Source organism: Shewanella sp. VK101, assembly GCF_056497865.1.
In genome coordinates this window covers 3522902-3537549 of sequence record NZ_CM151402.1, presented here as the reverse complement: position 1 = coordinate 3537549, position 14648 = coordinate 3522902, and the positions used below count along the sequence as shown (strand labels likewise).

The following is a 14648-nucleotide window of genomic DNA, read 5'->3' as shown; positions in this document are numbered from 1 at the left end:
AATCTGTTAGGGAAGGTCAGTTACTAAGAAAGTAAAGAGTTCCTGACATTAGCATGAACTATGTCAGGAGAGGAATATCTGAGCGTAAGAGCTGTATTATTTTGGTGATGGGTGCAGAACCGCCACCAGATAGACCAAACACAAGCTGTTCAGTGGCATTACTGGGTTACTCCAGATCATCCGGGTGTGGCGTCCGGCTTCACCGAATACCGCCAGCAGCAGATCCGAGGCGCCATCCAAGGCTCTGGGGTGGTCGAAAAAGCCGTCGGCCACATTGAGCACTCCCTCGAGGCGGATAATCTGTTTTATTCGTGAGAGGTTTCCCAACGCCTGTTGCAATTGGGCTATGGCGTTGAGCGCCGCTAACTGACAGGCGGCATAGCCATCCGACAATTCCAGATCTACCCCTAGCCGACCCTGATACTTTATCTTGCCATCTTCGAAGGGAAACTGGCCTGAGGTCAGTAGTTGATGGCCGCTAATCACTACAGGCTCGTAGTTGCCGAGCGCCGAAGCGACCCGGGGCAGACTCATCCCCAGGGCGTTGAGCCGCTGCTCAGGTGTGTCATGCATCATGGTTAGATTCCTCACAGGTTTGACGACGCCAAAGGGGAGACAGCCATTGGGACAGGATAACCGGATGGGCACTCAGCCAACGTCCGGCAGCTTCTTCTGCGCTAAGGCCTTCGCGGTTGATGGCATAGTCCAGCTCGGCAATGTCCCTATTGAGCATCCGAATATTATCCAGCACCCGCAGCTGAGCCTGAGTAAAGTGACCGGCGGCATTTTCTGCCAGCAAGAGTACGGCGCGATCTTTGCCACCCAGCAGACCTTTGGGATCCTTGAGTTCCCGTATCTTGTATTTATGATGCAAAAACTGGGGTTGCCACAGGGGCACCACGGCCCAGACCTTGTGTTGCAGCGCATCCTCAAAGGCGTCGAAACATTGCTGCTCAGTGCCGGTATGGAACTCATAGCCGGCCTGTTGCAGACCATAATCCTGCATCATCTGTTTTGAGAAACGGCTGATGCCGGCACCCGGGCCAATGCCTTGAATGTGGCGGCGCATTTTCTCCAACACGTCTGGGCGCAGTAGATCCGTCACCGAATCCACCTGCTCTTGCGGCACATATTCTGGTACGCCCCAGAGGGCATAGGGTTCATAATGCAGCCCCAGTTCCCGCACCTCTAGATTTTGCCTGACCTTATCCAGATAGATGCCGTGGCTGTGGGGTAACCAGGCGGAGCAGAGCAGATCAAGCTCGCCCCGGCCAAGTGCGTCGAAGTTGGCCTGATGATCGGCAAAACTCAATTGCACCGATTTACCCATGATATCCAGCACATGGACAACAATGGCGGCAGTGGCCCGGTGAAAGCTGAGATTGGTGACTCCCAGCCGCAGCGGCGTTTCCCGTGATGCTGAAGTGACTGCTTGGTTTGGTATCGGGTTTGGCATGGGGTTTCTCCTGTTAATGGTATGGCCGTTAGGATCAGCGAAATCTCAGCTTGGGCATGGCTTCTCCCAGGACCTTATTGTCCGGTGAGAAGGGAAAAATCATCTCGACGGTAATGCCGTTGGGGTCTTCCAGAAACAGTTGATGTTCAAGAATTTCAGGGACCTGCCGCTCGCGAAAATGCAGCTCAAGTGCAAGCAGTTTGTGCTGCATGGCACTTAGGTCTGCGCCGCGAAAGGCCAGATGATCCACGACGCCGGAGCCATTGGTGCTGCGCCTTTGTCCCAGGTAGGCCTCGAGTGCCGGGTTTTGCTCGGCGGCCACCAGATGCAGCACAGGTTTGTCTGCGGCATACAACCAATGGCCCGGAAAGGCGAACGCAGGGCGGTAGCCCTCGCTCAAGCCGACAACCCGGCAGTAGAAATCTCGGGTCTGCTGCAGCTTACTGCTGCGCAGTGTGTAGTGATCCAATCCCTGAATATTCATGATGGACTCCTTGGTTTCAGTTTCCTGCTACACCGGCGCTCAAAGGTTTGAAGCGGAAGATGTAGTAAGGGGGTTGGTTTTCGGCCTTGCCATCGTTCAGTGGCGCAGACAGCGGCAGCTGTGCGGCGGCGCTGTAGAGGAAGCCATCGGCACCCAGGCTGACACCGTCTGGCCAGATCATTCTCGGATCTGTGGCAAAGGGGCGATACTCACGACTGCTTGCCGGAATAATGCCGATACGGCGCTCGCCGACTTCGGTGAGATAGAGATTGCCGTCGACATCTATGCTCAGGCCGCCGTTATTGGGTTTGTGGGCCCAAAACTGCACCTGATTGGCCAGCACGCTTGCCGGCAGGGAAGGATTGGCCAACGCCAACATGGGGATCCGGTACAGTTCCCCCTTGTTGAGCGGGGCAAAGTAGAGCCACTTTTCATCTTTATCCATGGCAATACCATCGACGCCCACATAAACGGGAATCGATTTCTGCCCGGCTGTGCCGGCATCTATCACTATCGGGCGCTTGGTGTCGGGCATCACGCTCGGGTGGCCCTGCAGTACCCGGCGGCTCTGGCCTGTTTTGAGATCTACCACCACCAGAGCAGCCTTGTCGCCCAAAGGCCCGGTGGCAATGCCTTCATCGGCGATAACAATCAACTGATGCTTGGGGGATATCAGTAAGTCATTGTGCTGCGACTCCGGCAAGGATACCGGCGAAGGCAAGTGGATAATCCGCTCCAGCTTGTCGGTATTGCTGTTCCAGGCCACCAGTTTAGGGGTGACTCTGGGGCTGGCCTGGCCCGAGTCCAGCAACCAGACAATGCCGTTGGCATCGGTACGCAGACCAAGAACCCAGTTGAGGCAGGTATCGGGATCTTTCTGGCTGCCGTCGGCGCGAACACAGCCTTGCCAGTCGCGGTTTGGAAATGGTTTGCTGCTGCCATCGGCGAGGATTTCCGCCACCTTGGTTTCAGGCTCGTAAAAGGGGTGAAAACTCACCAACATACGCCCGCTAGGCGTGAAGCTGATACCACCGACAGCCTGCTCTGTAGTGCGGTAGACCTGAACTTGGCTTTCAGAGAATTGCGAAGCGGATGCTTCGGCGGCTGAGATACCAAAGGAGACCATTGTGCCGGCCAGCAGGGTAGACAGAGTCAGGAGTTTCATCGGGTTGACTCCTTTCTTGGGCCGGCCAGCAGCACGAGTTCACTCTTGGCCAGGGTGTGTTGCCAGAGGAAGAAGCCGGTCAGCGCCGCTGAATAGTCGGGTTTTACCGGCAGTTTGGCCACATCCAGCGCATGGACTGTCCACTTGTATCTGTGCTGACGTCCCTCGGGCGGGCAAGGGCCGAAGAAACCGGGTTTTCCCAGATCTGTGTTTGACTCAATGGCGCCTTCCGGTAAGGGGCCGCCATCTTTGCCGCCTGGCAGGCTGTGGACATTGGCGGGAATGTCATATACCACCCTGTGCCAGAAGCCTGAACCAGTGGGAGCATCCTGATCGTAAAAGGTGATGGCAAAACTCTTGGTTCCTGCCGGCGCATTTTGCCAGTCCAGCCTGGGCGCCAGGTTGGCACCGCTGCAACCGAATTGGTTCCAGTAGTAGTCTGCCGGTATGACTTGATTGGCCGTTAATGAGCTTTTCAGTTGTAAATCTGCGCCATGGGCCAAGGGTTGTAATGCCAGAGCACCAAGCCCCAAAAGGTATCCGATACCGTATTTCATGGTGTAATATCCTTTAAATTAACGTGAATTTGGTTGATTGGCGTTATCATAGAGAAAAGCTTATCCTGGGATAAGCAGGCAGCCGTTGGCTTTAGTTTCAAAAATTTTTTGAAAAAGGCGGTTTTGACTGAACCCGGGCTGACAGGAATTCAGATCCCGGCTGCGGCCATTAGGCTTTGGGGTTAAGGTAAGTCTGTGTGCCGATATGGCCGGGTTTGTGTGTTAACGGGATGGATTATGAAGCTGTTTATTCGTGTGGCTGTAGTGTTGGGGCTGGTGTTTCTGGCGGTGATCGCTCTTGGGATCTACAGGTTCAACTTCACCGAGGATGACCTCTATGTCAGGGAAAACGATATGGTGCGTCCACTGGCTGAATTCGATGGCGGGGCCAAGGGGGTGATGAAGCGGCTGTTCAGTCTGGATACCCGTGAACAGTTCAGGATCCGTTTGCCGGACAGCAACAAGTCAGTCACTCTTACCGGCTTTAAGGAAGAGCAGCATCTGGCGTTTGGCGAATATCAGGATGAAGTGGTTCGTGGGGAGGTGTTGCTCGATTACCGTAAGCTGACCCCCTTAAACTTGCCCGGCAATGCCGAATCCATGCAGTTTGTTGTTCCCTTCGCGGTGACTACTCAAGGCTCTGGTGTGTTCTGGTACCTGGGCATGTTCAGATTCGACTATCAAACCGGCGCCATCGCGCATCTGGCCAGCCAGTTTCTCGGCGACCGAATTGAGATTGAAGCCATTACCCCCAAAGAGCCGTTCGACCCGCCTTACAGCGTGACTCTGGCGCTGAAGACCCGCACTCAGGAGCAATCCATGGCCGAAGCGCCGGGCGAGTATGTGGAACGCACTTTCTTTGTGACCCTTAACTCGATTCTGCCGTCTTCTTCCCAATAGGCGCCCGACTGAATGAGCCATGAATCTATGTCTCATCAGGCCGCTTTCCAGGCGCTGACAGACTTTTTCCTCGAGTTGGGGCTTGAACCCAGTGCTTTGGCGCCACTCTTGGATAAGGCTCAGCTGAAAAGTTGTCAGGCAGGTGAGGTGCTGCTGGCACAAGGTGGCAAACAGCAGTCGGGCTTTTTATTGCTCAATGGGCTGTTGCGGGCCTGCCACTATCTGAGTGATGGTCAGCAGCGCTGCAAAGAGTTCTATTTCCCTGGCGAATTTTGTCTGCTTTACAGCAGTTTTCTCAGTGCTGAGCCTGCCCGTTATCAACTTGAGGCACTGGAAAACAGCACTCTGGTGGTCGTGCCCCTTAGCCTGTTTGAGCTTGGCGGGTTTCAGCGCGCCGAGCTTTCATTGCTGCGTGCCCAACTGCGCTACAAGGAGCAGAAAGAAGCTTTTCTATTGCTCAAGTCGCCAGAGCAGCGCTACCTGTGGTTAAAAAATCATTGGCCACACTGGATAAGCGCCCTGAGCCAGGTGCAGTTGGCCAACTATATCGGCATCACCCCTGAGAGCCTCAGCCGTATTCGCCGGCGTCTTAACCTAAGTTAATGCCATCGCCTCAATGGCACAGCACAATAGCGGCCGGTTTCAATCTTCCGGGATACTGTGTTGTCCATTTTTGTTATTTCACAGCTGTTGGTCACTCTGGCGCTGTTTAGCGATCTTTTGTCATTCCAGTTCAGGCACAGGCGCGCCGTGCTCGCTTGTCTGGTGGTGTCGGGCCTACTGATCTCGGCGCATTTTATCTTGCTCAACCACTGGAGCCCGGCCATTTTAATGTTGGTTGCCAGTGTCAGATTCTTTGTCAGTATCTTCACCGTTGACAGACGTCTGATGTGGCTGTTTATGGCCGCTTCGGTCACGGCCGTGGCCCTGAGTTTCAATAAATGGCTCGATCTTTTGAGTCTGGCCGGCAGTTTGTTGCAGACCAAGGCGGCCTTTTGCCGTGATGACAAACGATTAAGGGAACTGATGTTCATCGGCAGCGGTTGCTGGCTGCTGAATAACATCCTGTTGGGTTCGCCGATGGCGGTATTGATGGAGTCTGTGTTTATCGGCAGCAATCTGTTGGGATACTACCGTTTCTATCTGCGCCGCAAAGGCTCGGCGCCCGTACAAGGGGGCTAATTCATGCGCGCCTTGCCACCGATAATCTTGAATGCAGGCACGCCGCGGATCAATGCCTGACGGGCGAAGACCTGGCCGCAGCCGGGGCAGGTACAGGGCGTTTGCGTATGATCTGTCAGGATCCGTTCGACAAAACATTTAACCAAGGCGCCTTTGCCGCCCTTTCGATATTTGAACAGTTTTGCCTTGCAGCCGCAGCAGATGATTTCCACCGTCTGTTGCGGTCCTTTTTTATTGGGCTTACTCACTTGCCCGGCAGTTCGGTTTCCAGCTCAATATCAGTGCAGCCTTTGGGGCAGCGGATGCTGGCAAGCTCTGAGGTGGATTTTGCCGATGGCAAGGTGGCACTCAAGGCTTGTTGGCATTTAGGGCAGGGCACTTTTTTACCGGCCAGCAGTTGTTTGATCAGATTCTTCTGCGCCTTGAAGGACTGGGCGCTGCTTTGGTTGATATTGGAAAAGTCGGCGGATTGAGCTGTCATAGGCAGTATCTGAATTCGTCTGTTACGGGTAAGTAAGTCTGCAGCGATTATAGCCTTGCCGGCGTGGCAAATAAAAGAGGGGCGCCTGGCGCCCCCTTTATCAATGCAGCTTGAGGTGGGGATGGATTATCCGGGTTATCCCCTTGGCAAACATCAGCAGGGTGCCCTTGACCACGCCGTGCAGCTCTATCAAATGGCGGCGATAGAGAGAGGTATAAACAAATCTGGCTATCTTGCCTTCGACCATGACGCCTCCGCCAATGAAAGACATCAGGTTGCCGACCGTGTGGAAGCGTGACAGGTTCACCAGTGAACCGAGATCCTTGTAAAGGTACTCTTTCGAGGGAGTCTTGCCGCTGAGCATGGCTATGATGTTATCCGCTGTCATCAAGGCCATCTGCCTGGCGGCCTGGCCCCTTGGCGGCACCCAGCTGCCGTCCGGCTGCGGACAAGCTGCACAGTCTCCAATGGCAAAGATATGCTCATCCAGCGTGGTTTGGGCATTGGGTTTGACCAGCAGCTGATGGATATGATTGCTTTCCAGTCCGCCAATGCCGTGGAGAAACTCAGGCGCCTTGACCCCGGTGGACCAGATCACCATATCGCTCGGGATCTCTTCGCCTTCACTGGTAGTCAGCGCCTTGGCCGTCACCTGGGTAATACGGGTATTGGTCATCACCCGGACTCCCAGAGTGCTCAGCTCTCTGGCGACTGCGGCCGAGATCTCTTCCTTTTCCACCTTGGGCAGTATTCGTTTGTCGGCCTCAATCAGGGTGACTTCCAACAGGCTGGTATCTATCTTGTAGCCAAAGCCCTTGAGCTGATCCACTGCGTGATGCATTTCGGCCGACATCTCCACCCCGGTGGCACCGGCGCCGACGACGGCGATTTTGATCTTCTCATCCAACTGTTGATGGCTGGCATAACGCATAAACTTGTTCAACAAGCGCTGGCGGATGGCCATGGCCTGCTCTGTGTTGTCGAGGAAGACACAGTGTTCCCGCACCCCGGGAATATTGAAGTCGTTGGCGATACTGCCGATGGCAACCACCAGATAGTCATAGTCGATGCGCCGTGATGGCAACAGTTCTTCACCTTTGTCATCACAAATGGGCGCCAGTATCACTTGCTTGGCTTTGCGGTCTATGTCCGTCATGGCGCCTTGCTGAAAGTGATAGCCGTGAGCGGCTGCGTGACTGCGGTAACTGATGGCATCAACCCCGACATCCAATGCGCCTGTGGCGACCTCATGGAGCAGGGGTTTCCAGACATGGCTGTCGGCGACATCGATAAGCGTGACTCTGGCCTTGGCTTTGCGGCCCAGTTTATGGCCCAGTTTGGTGGCGATCTCCATACCACCGGCGCCGCCGCCGACGATGACGATATTGGCTAACTCGTGCATTTAATGGCTTTCCTGTTGCAGATTTAAAAACAAATTCTGTTATTCCGGCAGGCGAACTCGGTCGCCCTGATTTGCATCAACCCCGCAAGGCCTGAATGATTGAGATCTTTAGACTTTGGCCCGCGGTGGAAAGTCTAGCAGTGGCAGGGTTTGCCAACAATTGGCCTAAAAATGGTTTATATCTAGGGTAAATTCGAGTTTTCTTTTATTAGCTTTTGAAAAATAAGGAAATGATTTTCTCAGAAATGATATTATCTATCGGATTTGTGCCGGAATGAATTGAATAACTGTGATCTATCGCCGTTGTCCGTAGTAAATCTGTGAACTGGCGCTTGTTTGGCCGTATCTTTACCAGTAGATGACAAGGATACGGCCAATTGAGAGCATTGCCTATGGAAGCTTGATTGACTCAGGGGAAATCGGCTCCAGGGCGGTTCAACCAAGGCTTTCCAGGCGAGCTTGACAGTCTTGATAGATGTGCTCCACTATCTCTTCGACAGAGGTGTCTTTGGTGCACTTGTCCATAAAAACTTTGAGCGTGACCAGGGCATGGCCGCTGGGTTTTAATCTCTCGCTGATCATGGCGAAGTAAGCCTCCTCCTTTTCAGCCTTACGCACCACTATGTTCTGAAAACAAAATACCCTGTTACCAGAGTGAGCATGCCACTTACTGAGTCGGTCGAGGGCGATTTCTGCCGAGTGATTGATTTCGATGTGATTGCGCCATGTCGCTTCGGCGCTCTGATCCTGATAATGGGGGCAACGAACTGTGTAATTGATTATCTGGGTAATGGCTGTCATAAGGTATCCTGCCTGGTTGATTCCTGAATTTATCATAGGGGCTGAACTAACAATCGGCCACAGTGACAAGGGTTACAAACGCGGGGTGTACTCCTTATTGCTTGTTGCTCTTAATCTCATTTAGCCTGTATTCGACAGAAATAAACCGGGGACAGATCTCAAAATTTAGCTGTTGCCGAATAACCGTTGAAATGCTGAGCTGATGGGCTTGGAAGCTTGAAGCGAGTGGTAACTGAAAGAGAAGAGGCCCGCTCGGTGAGCGGGCCTCTTGTACAGCTTTCTCATTGCAGGGAAAAAGCAGACTGTGAAATTATATTACACATGTATCAAAGTGCGTTAGTGAAAATTTGGCAAATTTCCTCGTGAGTCGCCTGTTTGGGGTTGGTAAAGCCGCAGGCGTCTTTCAGAGCATTCTCTGCAAGTACAGGAATATCTTCGGCTTTTACTCCAATTTTTGTCAGGTTTTCAGGGATTTTTACTGCCGCAGCCAATTCTTTAATCGCCTTGATTGCTGCCGCAGCACCCTGTTCATCGCTCATGGCACTGACATCAACACCCATGGCTTTGGCAACATCTTTCAGTCTTGGAGCCGCAACCTGAGCATTGTATTCCTGCACATAAGGCAGTAAGAGTGCGTTACAAACGCCATGGGGCAGATCGTAGAAACCACCCAGCTGGTGCGCCATGGCATGTACGTAACCCAGGCTGGCGTTGTTGAATGCCATACCGGCGAGGAACTGGGCGTATGCCATCTGCTCACGGGCCTGGATATTGTCACCATGCTCTACCGCATTGATCAGGTTGGCATGAATAAGCTCAATAGCCTTGATGGCGCAGGCATCGGTGATTGGATTGGCGGCGATGGAAACATAGGCTTCTACCGCGTGAGTCAGAGCATCCATACCGGTTGCCGCTGTCAGGCTGGCAGGTTTTTTCAGCATCAGCTCAGGGTCGTTGACCGAGATGATGGGGGTAGTGTGCTTGTCGACAATGGCCATCTTTATATGACGGCTTTCATCTGTGATGATGCAGAAGCGAGTCATTTCACTGGCGGTGCCGGCGGTTGTGTTGATAGCCACCAGCGGCAACTGGGGCTTGGCGGACTGATCCAGGCCTTCGTAATCTTTGATGGAGCCACCATTGGCTGCAACCAGGGCAATACCCTTGGCGCAATCGTGTGGTGAACCGCCGCCCAGGGAGATCACGAAGTCACAGTCGTTGGCGCGCAACAACTCAAGACCGGCTTCCACGTTACCAACGGTTGGGTTGGGTTGAACGCCATCGAATACAGTGGCGGTAATGCCTGCCTGACCCAGCTTTTCGGCGATCTGTCCCACCAGACCTATGCTGACCAGAGGTTTGTCTGTCACTATCAATGCCCGTTTGAATCCCAGAGTTTGGATATCACCGATAGCATCGTCTACAGCGCCCTGACCCAGGACGTTTACTGAAGGGATAAAGAATTTAGCAGCCATAAGTTCACCTATATATGCTGTTGAAAATGAAATCTGTATCTCTCTCTTGATGTCAAATTACCAACTCATCCGACCAAAAAGTGTGAGACAGCGCCAAGAACTGCGCCGAAAAGAAGGAAAATTAAGAGAAAGTTGAAACTAAGTGACATAAAAGCTGTTTTTATGACACAGATGCAGATAACGCCTTTCTTTCCATGATGGCAGCGGCTCCCACGGCCACCATATTACCCCTTAATACTTGTAGGGCCATTAGCCGAAAGCATGGAATTCTCGCGGATGGGGCGGGGAATTGCACCTTATGCTTGCCAGTAATATCGGGATATTGGGAAGTCAGGTTTACATTTTGGGTTGAACAAAATTTAAGCGATTGATTTGTGCCATAGGTTCATGCTCTCTATCTGACCGCCTATTTGGGTATTGAGATGCAGACGGCCGCCATAGCGGTAATCTGCCGCGGCAAAGGTGCGGTTCATACCAACGGAAACGGCTCTGGCTATGGTATAGGCGGTTCGGTAGCCCTGGTGGAATATTGCTTGTTCCATATGTGCCAGCAAGGCTCTGGCGCAGCCTTGTCCGCGGGCCTGTGGCAGAGTGGCAAAGTCTGTCATCTCTGCACTGAGACTCTTGGGATCCTTTTCGGCAGAAGCCAGGGCTATCAGTTGCCCTTGCCGGCGGATCCCAAAGTAGTCGACATCACTGGCCATGTTCTGCCGTAAAAATTCCGGATCTTCAATGGGGAAGGGGTAGCTGGGAAACACCTCGCTATAGAGCCTGGCCATCTGCGGCAGATCCTCTTCGTGGCAGCGACTGACCTCGGCCGCTGAATGGAATTCAGGCTTGATATCCGCCCTGGCGCGCTCCAGCAGGGTATCCAACTCCGGCATGGTGCGAAACTGCCTGGTTTTGTCCTGGTAGCGGGCGAGAAATACGGCGTCCTGGCCTTGATAAAAATTGGGGATCCTGGCCTCTTCGCTGAAACCATATGCCAAAAACAGACCGGCCTTGTGCTCAGGTAGCTTGGCGATGATTTTACCGTAGCCATGTTGCAGCGCCAGGGCACTCAGTACATCCAGTAAAGGCCCGGGTTCGGCATTACCAAGGGAGATCAGATAGATACGATCATTGGCTGGGCCATGCTGGATGTGGGCGCCGAGTAAGTTGAGTTGTTGATCAAATTGAGCTTGGGTCATGAGTGTGAACTGTCCTGATGCGAGGTGAGCCTGGGCTTGGGATCTGGCTGGTGAATGATGTTGACCAGTAGCAACAATCCGGCGGAGACCAAAATGCCATAGATACTGGGATCCAGACCGAGTTTAGCCAAGCCATCCGGCAGCTTGAGCAACTCTGTCAGTAGCGCCAGCGCCGTGAGGCCACCCCCTAACATGGCGCAAAGTGCCGCAGTGGAGCTGACTCTGGGCCAAAACAGCGCCGCCAGAGTCGGGACAAACAGCCCGGAAACCATAAAGGCATAAGCATAGAGAATGGCATCCAATACCTGCCTGGCCTGACTGGCGAGATAGATGGCTACCAGCCCCAGCAATAGAGTGGCAATCATCGACAGTCTCAGGGTGTTGTTCCCTCTGGGATCCAGCCCGAGCAGATCTTGGGTCAGGTTGCCGGATGCTGCCATCAGGCAACTGTCTGCGGTGGACATGATCGCGGAAAAATATGCCGCGATAATCAGCCCGGTAAAGCCCATTGGCAAGAGATCGCGGATCATCGCCGGCACCGCCATTTCACTGTCCATATGTGGCAACATGACTCTGGCGCACATCCCCAGTAAAACGCCGGATATCGCCATCAGGGGATATTCAAGCACCCCGGCCAGATACCAGGCGCGCTTGGCGGTGGCGCTATCTTTACAGGCAAACATTCGCTGATAGAGAGTCATGGCAATCAGCCACACGGGTGTGATGGTGAGTAGCCAATTGATGGCCGTGATGGGATCTATAGCGGTCAGTGACATATGGGATGGCGGCAGATTGCGGCTCAACCCCTGCCAGCCACCGACCTCGACCAGGGCGTAGGGCAGGGTAAAGCCAATCAAGCCCAGCAATAAAATGAGCCACTGGACGCTGTCGGTATAGATAACCGCCTTGAGACCCCCAAATACAGTGTAAAGTATGGTGGTTCCGCCTATGACCCAGAGCGCCAACTGCAGCGGCGGCAAGGCATCGAAGCCCTTGGGCAGCAGGGTCGCGGCCGCCAGTTTGGCACCGGCGAGGATCTGCGCGCCGGTAAACCCCAGATACCCGATACAGGAGATCAAGGCGGCCAACATGGCGACTCTGGCCCCGAATCTGTGCTTGAGCAGATCCGGATAGGTATAAAAGCGCTCGCCCTGCTCCAGACGTTTGACCCTGGGAATAACAAACACAGCAGATAACCAGGCCCCCAGCAAACCGGTAAACAGCAGCCAACTGCCCGCCAGCCCCATACTGAAGCCGAGACCGGCAAGACCTATGGAAAATCCGCCGCCCACATCCGTGGCGGCAATGGAAAAGCCTACGTGCCTGGCTTTGATATTGCGGCCACCGAGATAGTAGTCATCGCCGTCACTGTGGCGTTTGAAGTGGAAGTAACCAAACCCCAGTAAACCTACGAGGTACGCCAGGAAAATCCCATAATCCAAAGGGTGCATGGATCACTCCTGTAGCAGGAATGATACGTCGGCGCTGCGCCCTTCAAAGTTGGTGGCTATCAGACGCTCGCCTTCCGGGCCGGTTTGCCTGCTGACATATTCCGGCTGCACCGGCATTTTGCCCAGGCCGCCGACGCCATCGACGATAAAGGTGGGAATTGCCGGGCCGGATACCCAGCCGCGGATGCCATGATAGATTTGCAGCATTCGCTGATAACTGACCTGAAACTTGCTGTTGCCCGGCGCCGGATCCATGGCATAGACGTAATAGGGACGTATGCCTATGGATACCAACTCCATCACCAGTTCCTGCATAGTGTCTATGCTGTCGTTGACGCCTTTGATCAGCACGCTCTGGTTGCCGAGCATGATGCCGGTTTCCCTGAGCATGGCGATATGTTTGCTGAATAAGGGGGTGATTTCTCTGGGGTGGTTCACTTGGGTGTTGATCAGTGTGACTCGGTTACGCTTCAGTACCCGGCACAACTCGGGCGTGACCCGGGTAGGAAGCTGCGCCAATAAACGGCTGCCGATACGCAGTATTTTCAGATCCGGTCTGGCCTCTCGGATCATCGACAGAATTTCATCCAGCTTGTCATCTGTGAGCAGCAAAGGATCGCCGCCCGACAGAAGCACGTCCTGCACCTCTGTATGTTGGCGCAGATACTCCACCGAGCGACGGATCCTGTCCATGGAGATCACGTTGAGCGGATCGGACACCATGCGTTTGCGGGTGCAGTGACGGCAATAGGAGCCACAGATGTTATGCACCAGGAACAACACCCGATTGGGATACCTGTGCACTATCGAGGTGCCTTCTGGCATCATGTCATCTTCCGCCAATTGATCGCCCATTTCATGGGGGGCGACCTCCAACTCATCCTGCTCAGGAACATACTGCAACCGAATCGGGCAGTTGGGATCATCTTTGTCCATCAGCTGGGCTATATAGGGGGTGATCCTGGCGGCAATCACTTCATAAACTTGGTCATCGACCGTGCGAATATTGTTGAATACCTGGGATAGTTGTTTGTCATTCTTAAAGCTCAGTGACAAGGTTTCCCGCCAGGAGTGATTGGCAACATCAAACTGCATCAGTGCCTGATGGCTGGAAAATGGCCGCTTCTCTGTGATGACTTTCAGTGGAATAGGATTTTCTTCGCTCTTGTACTTCAGGCTGGTGGCCGACATGGGGATAGTCCTTTTCTGATAATTAACACTCAACAATTAATTTGAGCTCTAATCGTTAGTTATCTAATGATTGCACTATGAGGTTTTTGTATCAACAAAAGATGAGCAATTTGTTGATCTGAAGTTGCATTTGTCGGCGGTGATATTTTTGAAAACTCAGCTATTGAGTCGATGGGCTATGAGTTTGCAGAGCTTTTCTGATAAGCTGGCGCCTTTCGGCTATTGGTGATTTCAGTAGCCCTTTTCGAACCAGTGTGAGTGGGAAGTATTCATGGAAAAGTATGAGCAGTTATTAATCTCGCTGCGCAAAGTGATCCGCGCCATCGACCTGCATTCCAGGCAGCTCAGTAAGCATTCGGGCCTCACCGGACCGCAGCTTATGGTGATGCAGAAAATCGCTTCCATGGGATCGCCGCTCGCCAAACAGGTGGCGACCGAGATCAATCTGAGTCCTGCCACAGTCACCACTATCATCGACCGTCTTGAAGCCAAGGGCTTGGTTATACGTCAGCGCAGCCAAACCGATAAGCGCAAGGTACACCTATTGCTGAGTGAGTCCGGTGCTGCCTTGCTGGCACAGGCGCCCAAACCGCTGCAGGAGCACTTTATTAAGCGCTATCAGGCGCTGGAGGCCTGGGAGCAGAGCCAGCTCTTGTCGGCCGTGGAGCGGATTGCCACCATGATGGATGCCGAAGAGCTGGATGCCGCCCCCATGCTGCTGGTGGGACAAATTCAGCCGAGCGATGAGCCGGAAGCTGTGACCCCAAAGCAAACCAAGAGCTGAGTTTTCCTCTTTACAAGCGGGTCGCCGTCAGCGGCCCCAAGATTGATTTCTGTCAGAACCCCGTTTTCAATCCCTGGTTGCCAATCCCGGCTTTTGTCGGCGATGTCTTGCACTCAATTGGTGAAAGAT

Annotated in this window: 17 protein-coding genes; 4 read left to right on the top strand and 13 right to left on the bottom strand. The window is 53.5% G+C overall.

Features of this window, described 5'->3' with window-relative positions; all coding sequences use genetic code 11:
* Positions 1-96: 96 nt before the first annotated feature.
* Genes ACSHSR_RS15800 through ACSHSR_RS15780 form a run of 5 tightly spaced genes read right to left on the bottom strand, consistent with a single transcriptional unit; the run spans position 97 to position 3662 of the window.
* Positions 97-576 carry an Atu1372/SO_1960 family protein gene (locus ACSHSR_RS15800; protein ID WP_249277893.1) on the bottom strand — a complete coding sequence of 160 codons (480 nt, stop codon included), beginning with the start codon at positions 574-576 and terminating at the stop codon, positions 97-99.
* The gene (locus tag ACSHSR_RS15795; protein WP_096141540.1) at positions 566-1456 is read right to left on the bottom strand and encodes a glycine betaine ABC transporter substrate-binding protein; all 891 of its coding nucleotides are present in this window, start codon (positions 1454-1456) and stop codon (positions 566-568) included. The genes ACSHSR_RS15800 and ACSHSR_RS15795 overlap by 11 nt, the downstream gene beginning before the upstream one ends.
* 34 nt (positions 1457-1490) lie before the next feature.
* Complete coding sequence (locus tag ACSHSR_RS15790; RefSeq protein ID WP_071238036.1) at positions 1491-1940, bottom strand: VOC family protein; 450 nt, start codon at positions 1938-1940, stop codon at positions 1491-1493.
* 16 nt (positions 1941-1956) lie between these two features.
* Positions 1957-3105: an L-dopachrome tautomerase-related protein gene (locus tag ACSHSR_RS15785; protein WP_208184500.1), complete on the bottom strand. Its 1149-nt coding sequence runs from the start codon at positions 3103-3105 to the stop codon at positions 1957-1959.
* Complete coding sequence (locus ACSHSR_RS15780; protein ID WP_208124331.1) at positions 3102-3662, bottom strand: YbhB/YbcL family Raf kinase inhibitor-like protein; 561 nt, start codon at positions 3660-3662, stop codon at positions 3102-3104. Before ACSHSR_RS15780 ends, ACSHSR_RS15785 begins: the two co-directional genes overlap by 4 nt.
* 237 nt (positions 3663-3899) lie before the next feature.
* Between ACSHSR_RS15780 and ACSHSR_RS15775 the strand changes: the two genes are divergently transcribed.
* The 3 genes from ACSHSR_RS15775 to ACSHSR_RS15765 are packed head-to-tail and all read left to right on the top strand — an operon-like array spanning position 3900 to position 5744.
* Positions 3900-4562, top strand: coding sequence for a hypothetical protein (locus ACSHSR_RS15775; RefSeq protein WP_037473755.1), 663 nt, complete (start codon positions 3900-3902; stop codon positions 4560-4562).
* A 12-nt stretch (positions 4563-4574) separates the two neighbouring features.
* Positions 4575-5165 (top strand): Crp/Fnr family transcriptional regulator, encoded by a 591-nt coding sequence (locus ACSHSR_RS15770; RefSeq protein WP_107005647.1) that lies wholly within the window; start codon positions 4575-4577, stop codon positions 5163-5165.
* Positions 5166-5225: 60 nt separating this feature from the next.
* The gene (locus ACSHSR_RS15765; protein WP_208184501.1) at positions 5226-5744 is read left to right on the top strand and encodes a YgjV family protein; all 519 of its coding nucleotides are present in this window, start codon (positions 5226-5228) and stop codon (positions 5742-5744) included.
* On the opposite strand, the gene ACSHSR_RS15760 is transcribed toward ACSHSR_RS15765, so the two are convergent.
* From ACSHSR_RS15760 to ACSHSR_RS15725, 8 genes are all read right to left on the bottom strand, one after another.
* Positions 5741-5992 carry a hypothetical protein gene (locus tag ACSHSR_RS15760; protein ID WP_028778989.1) on the bottom strand — a complete coding sequence of 84 codons (252 nt, stop codon included), beginning with the start codon at positions 5990-5992 and terminating at the stop codon, positions 5741-5743. The two genes, ACSHSR_RS15765 and ACSHSR_RS15760, sit on opposite strands and share 4 nt — an antisense overlap.
* Positions 5989-6225 carry a hypothetical protein gene (locus ACSHSR_RS15755; protein ID WP_044733954.1) on the bottom strand — a complete coding sequence of 79 codons (237 nt, stop codon included), beginning with the start codon at positions 6223-6225 and terminating at the stop codon, positions 5989-5991. The genes ACSHSR_RS15760 and ACSHSR_RS15755 overlap by 4 nt, the downstream gene beginning before the upstream one ends.
* Positions 6226-6325: 100 nt before the next feature.
* The gene (locus ACSHSR_RS15750) at positions 6326-7627 is read right to left on the bottom strand and encodes an NAD(P)/FAD-dependent oxidoreductase (protein WP_025889419.1); all 1302 of its coding nucleotides are present in this window, start codon (positions 7625-7627) and stop codon (positions 6326-6328) included.
* A 435-nt stretch (positions 7628-8062) separates the two neighbouring features.
* Complete coding sequence (locus ACSHSR_RS15745) at positions 8063-8428, bottom strand: hypothetical protein (RefSeq protein ID WP_025011417.1); 366 nt, start codon at positions 8426-8428, stop codon at positions 8063-8065.
* Positions 8429-8754: 326 nt separating this feature from the next.
* Positions 8755-9903 (bottom strand): L-threonine dehydrogenase, encoded by a 1149-nt coding sequence (gene yiaY / locus ACSHSR_RS15740; RefSeq protein WP_096141533.1) that lies wholly within the window; start codon positions 9901-9903, stop codon positions 8755-8757.
* 359 nt (positions 9904-10262) lie between these two features.
* Positions 10263-11093 carry a putative beta-lysine N-acetyltransferase gene (gene ablB, locus ACSHSR_RS15735; RefSeq protein WP_221052681.1) on the bottom strand — a complete coding sequence of 277 codons (831 nt, stop codon included), beginning with the start codon at positions 11091-11093 and terminating at the stop codon, positions 10263-10265.
* Complete coding sequence (locus ACSHSR_RS15730; protein ID WP_107110971.1) at positions 11090-12544, bottom strand: sodium:solute symporter family protein; 1455 nt, start codon at positions 12542-12544, stop codon at positions 11090-11092. The genes ablB and ACSHSR_RS15730 overlap by 4 nt, the downstream gene beginning before the upstream one ends.
* 3 nt (positions 12545-12547) lie before the next feature.
* Entirely contained in the window at positions 12548-13735 is a 1188-nt protein-coding gene (locus ACSHSR_RS15725; protein ID WP_025011421.1) for a KamA family radical SAM protein, read from the bottom strand.
* A 271-nt stretch (positions 13736-14006) separates the two neighbouring features.
* On the opposite strand from ACSHSR_RS15725, the gene ACSHSR_RS15720 reads away from it, so the two are divergent.
* A complete protein-coding gene (locus ACSHSR_RS15720) occupies positions 14007-14519 on the top strand; it encodes a MarR family winged helix-turn-helix transcriptional regulator (protein ID WP_025011422.1) in 513 nt (170 codons plus the stop codon).
* The last annotated feature ends 129 nt before the right edge of the window (positions 14520-14648 follow it).

Excerpts from the sequence above, each read along its gene's own strand:
- yiaY (WP_096141533.1), bottom strand. The coding sequence starts at position 9,903 with ATGGCTGCTAAATTCTTTATCCCTTCAGTAAACGTCCTGGGTCAGGGC.
- ACSHSR_RS15775 (WP_037473755.1), top strand. The coding sequence starts at position 3,900 with ATGAAGCTGTTTATTCGTGTGGCTGTAGTGTTGGGGCTGGTGTTTCTG.
- ACSHSR_RS15725 (WP_025011421.1), bottom strand. The coding sequence starts at position 13,735 with ATGTCGGCCACCAGCCTGAAGTACAAGAGCGAAGAAAATCCTATTCCA.
- ACSHSR_RS15770 (WP_107005647.1), top strand. The coding sequence starts at position 4,575 with ATGAGCCATGAATCTATGTCTCATCAGGCCGCTTTCCAGGCGCTGACA.
- ACSHSR_RS15730 (WP_107110971.1), bottom strand. The coding sequence starts at position 12,544 with ATGCACCCTTTGGATTATGGGATTTTCCTGGCGTACCTCGTAGGTTTA.
- ACSHSR_RS15780 (WP_208124331.1), bottom strand. The coding sequence starts at position 3,662 with ATGAAATACGGTATCGGATACCTTTTGGGGCTTGGTGCTCTGGCATTA.
- ACSHSR_RS15790 (WP_071238036.1), bottom strand. The coding sequence starts at position 1,940 with ATGAATATTCAGGGATTGGATCACTACACACTGCGCAGCAGTAAGCTG.
- ACSHSR_RS15750 (WP_025889419.1), bottom strand. The coding sequence starts at position 7,627 with ATGCACGAGTTAGCCAATATCGTCATCGTCGGCGGCGGCGCCGGTGGT.
- ACSHSR_RS15795 (WP_096141540.1), bottom strand. The coding sequence starts at position 1,456 with ATGCCAAACCCGATACCAAACCAAGCAGTCACTTCAGCATCACGGGAA.
- ACSHSR_RS15800 (WP_249277893.1), bottom strand. The coding sequence starts at position 576 with ATGATGCATGACACACCTGAGCAGCGGCTCAACGCCCTGGGGATGAGT.
- ACSHSR_RS15720 (WP_025011422.1), top strand. The coding sequence starts at position 14,007 with ATGGAAAAGTATGAGCAGTTATTAATCTCGCTGCGCAAAGTGATCCGC.
- ACSHSR_RS15745 (WP_025011417.1), bottom strand. The coding sequence starts at position 8,428 with ATGACAGCCATTACCCAGATAATCAATTACACAGTTCGTTGCCCCCAT.
- ACSHSR_RS15755 (WP_044733954.1), bottom strand. The coding sequence starts at position 6,225 with ATGACAGCTCAATCCGCCGACTTTTCCAATATCAACCAAAGCAGCGCC.
- ablB (WP_221052681.1), bottom strand. The coding sequence starts at position 11,093 with ATGACCCAAGCTCAATTTGATCAACAACTCAACTTACTCGGCGCCCAC.
- ACSHSR_RS15785 (WP_208184500.1), bottom strand. The coding sequence starts at position 3,105 with ATGAAACTCCTGACTCTGTCTACCCTGCTGGCCGGCACAATGGTCTCC.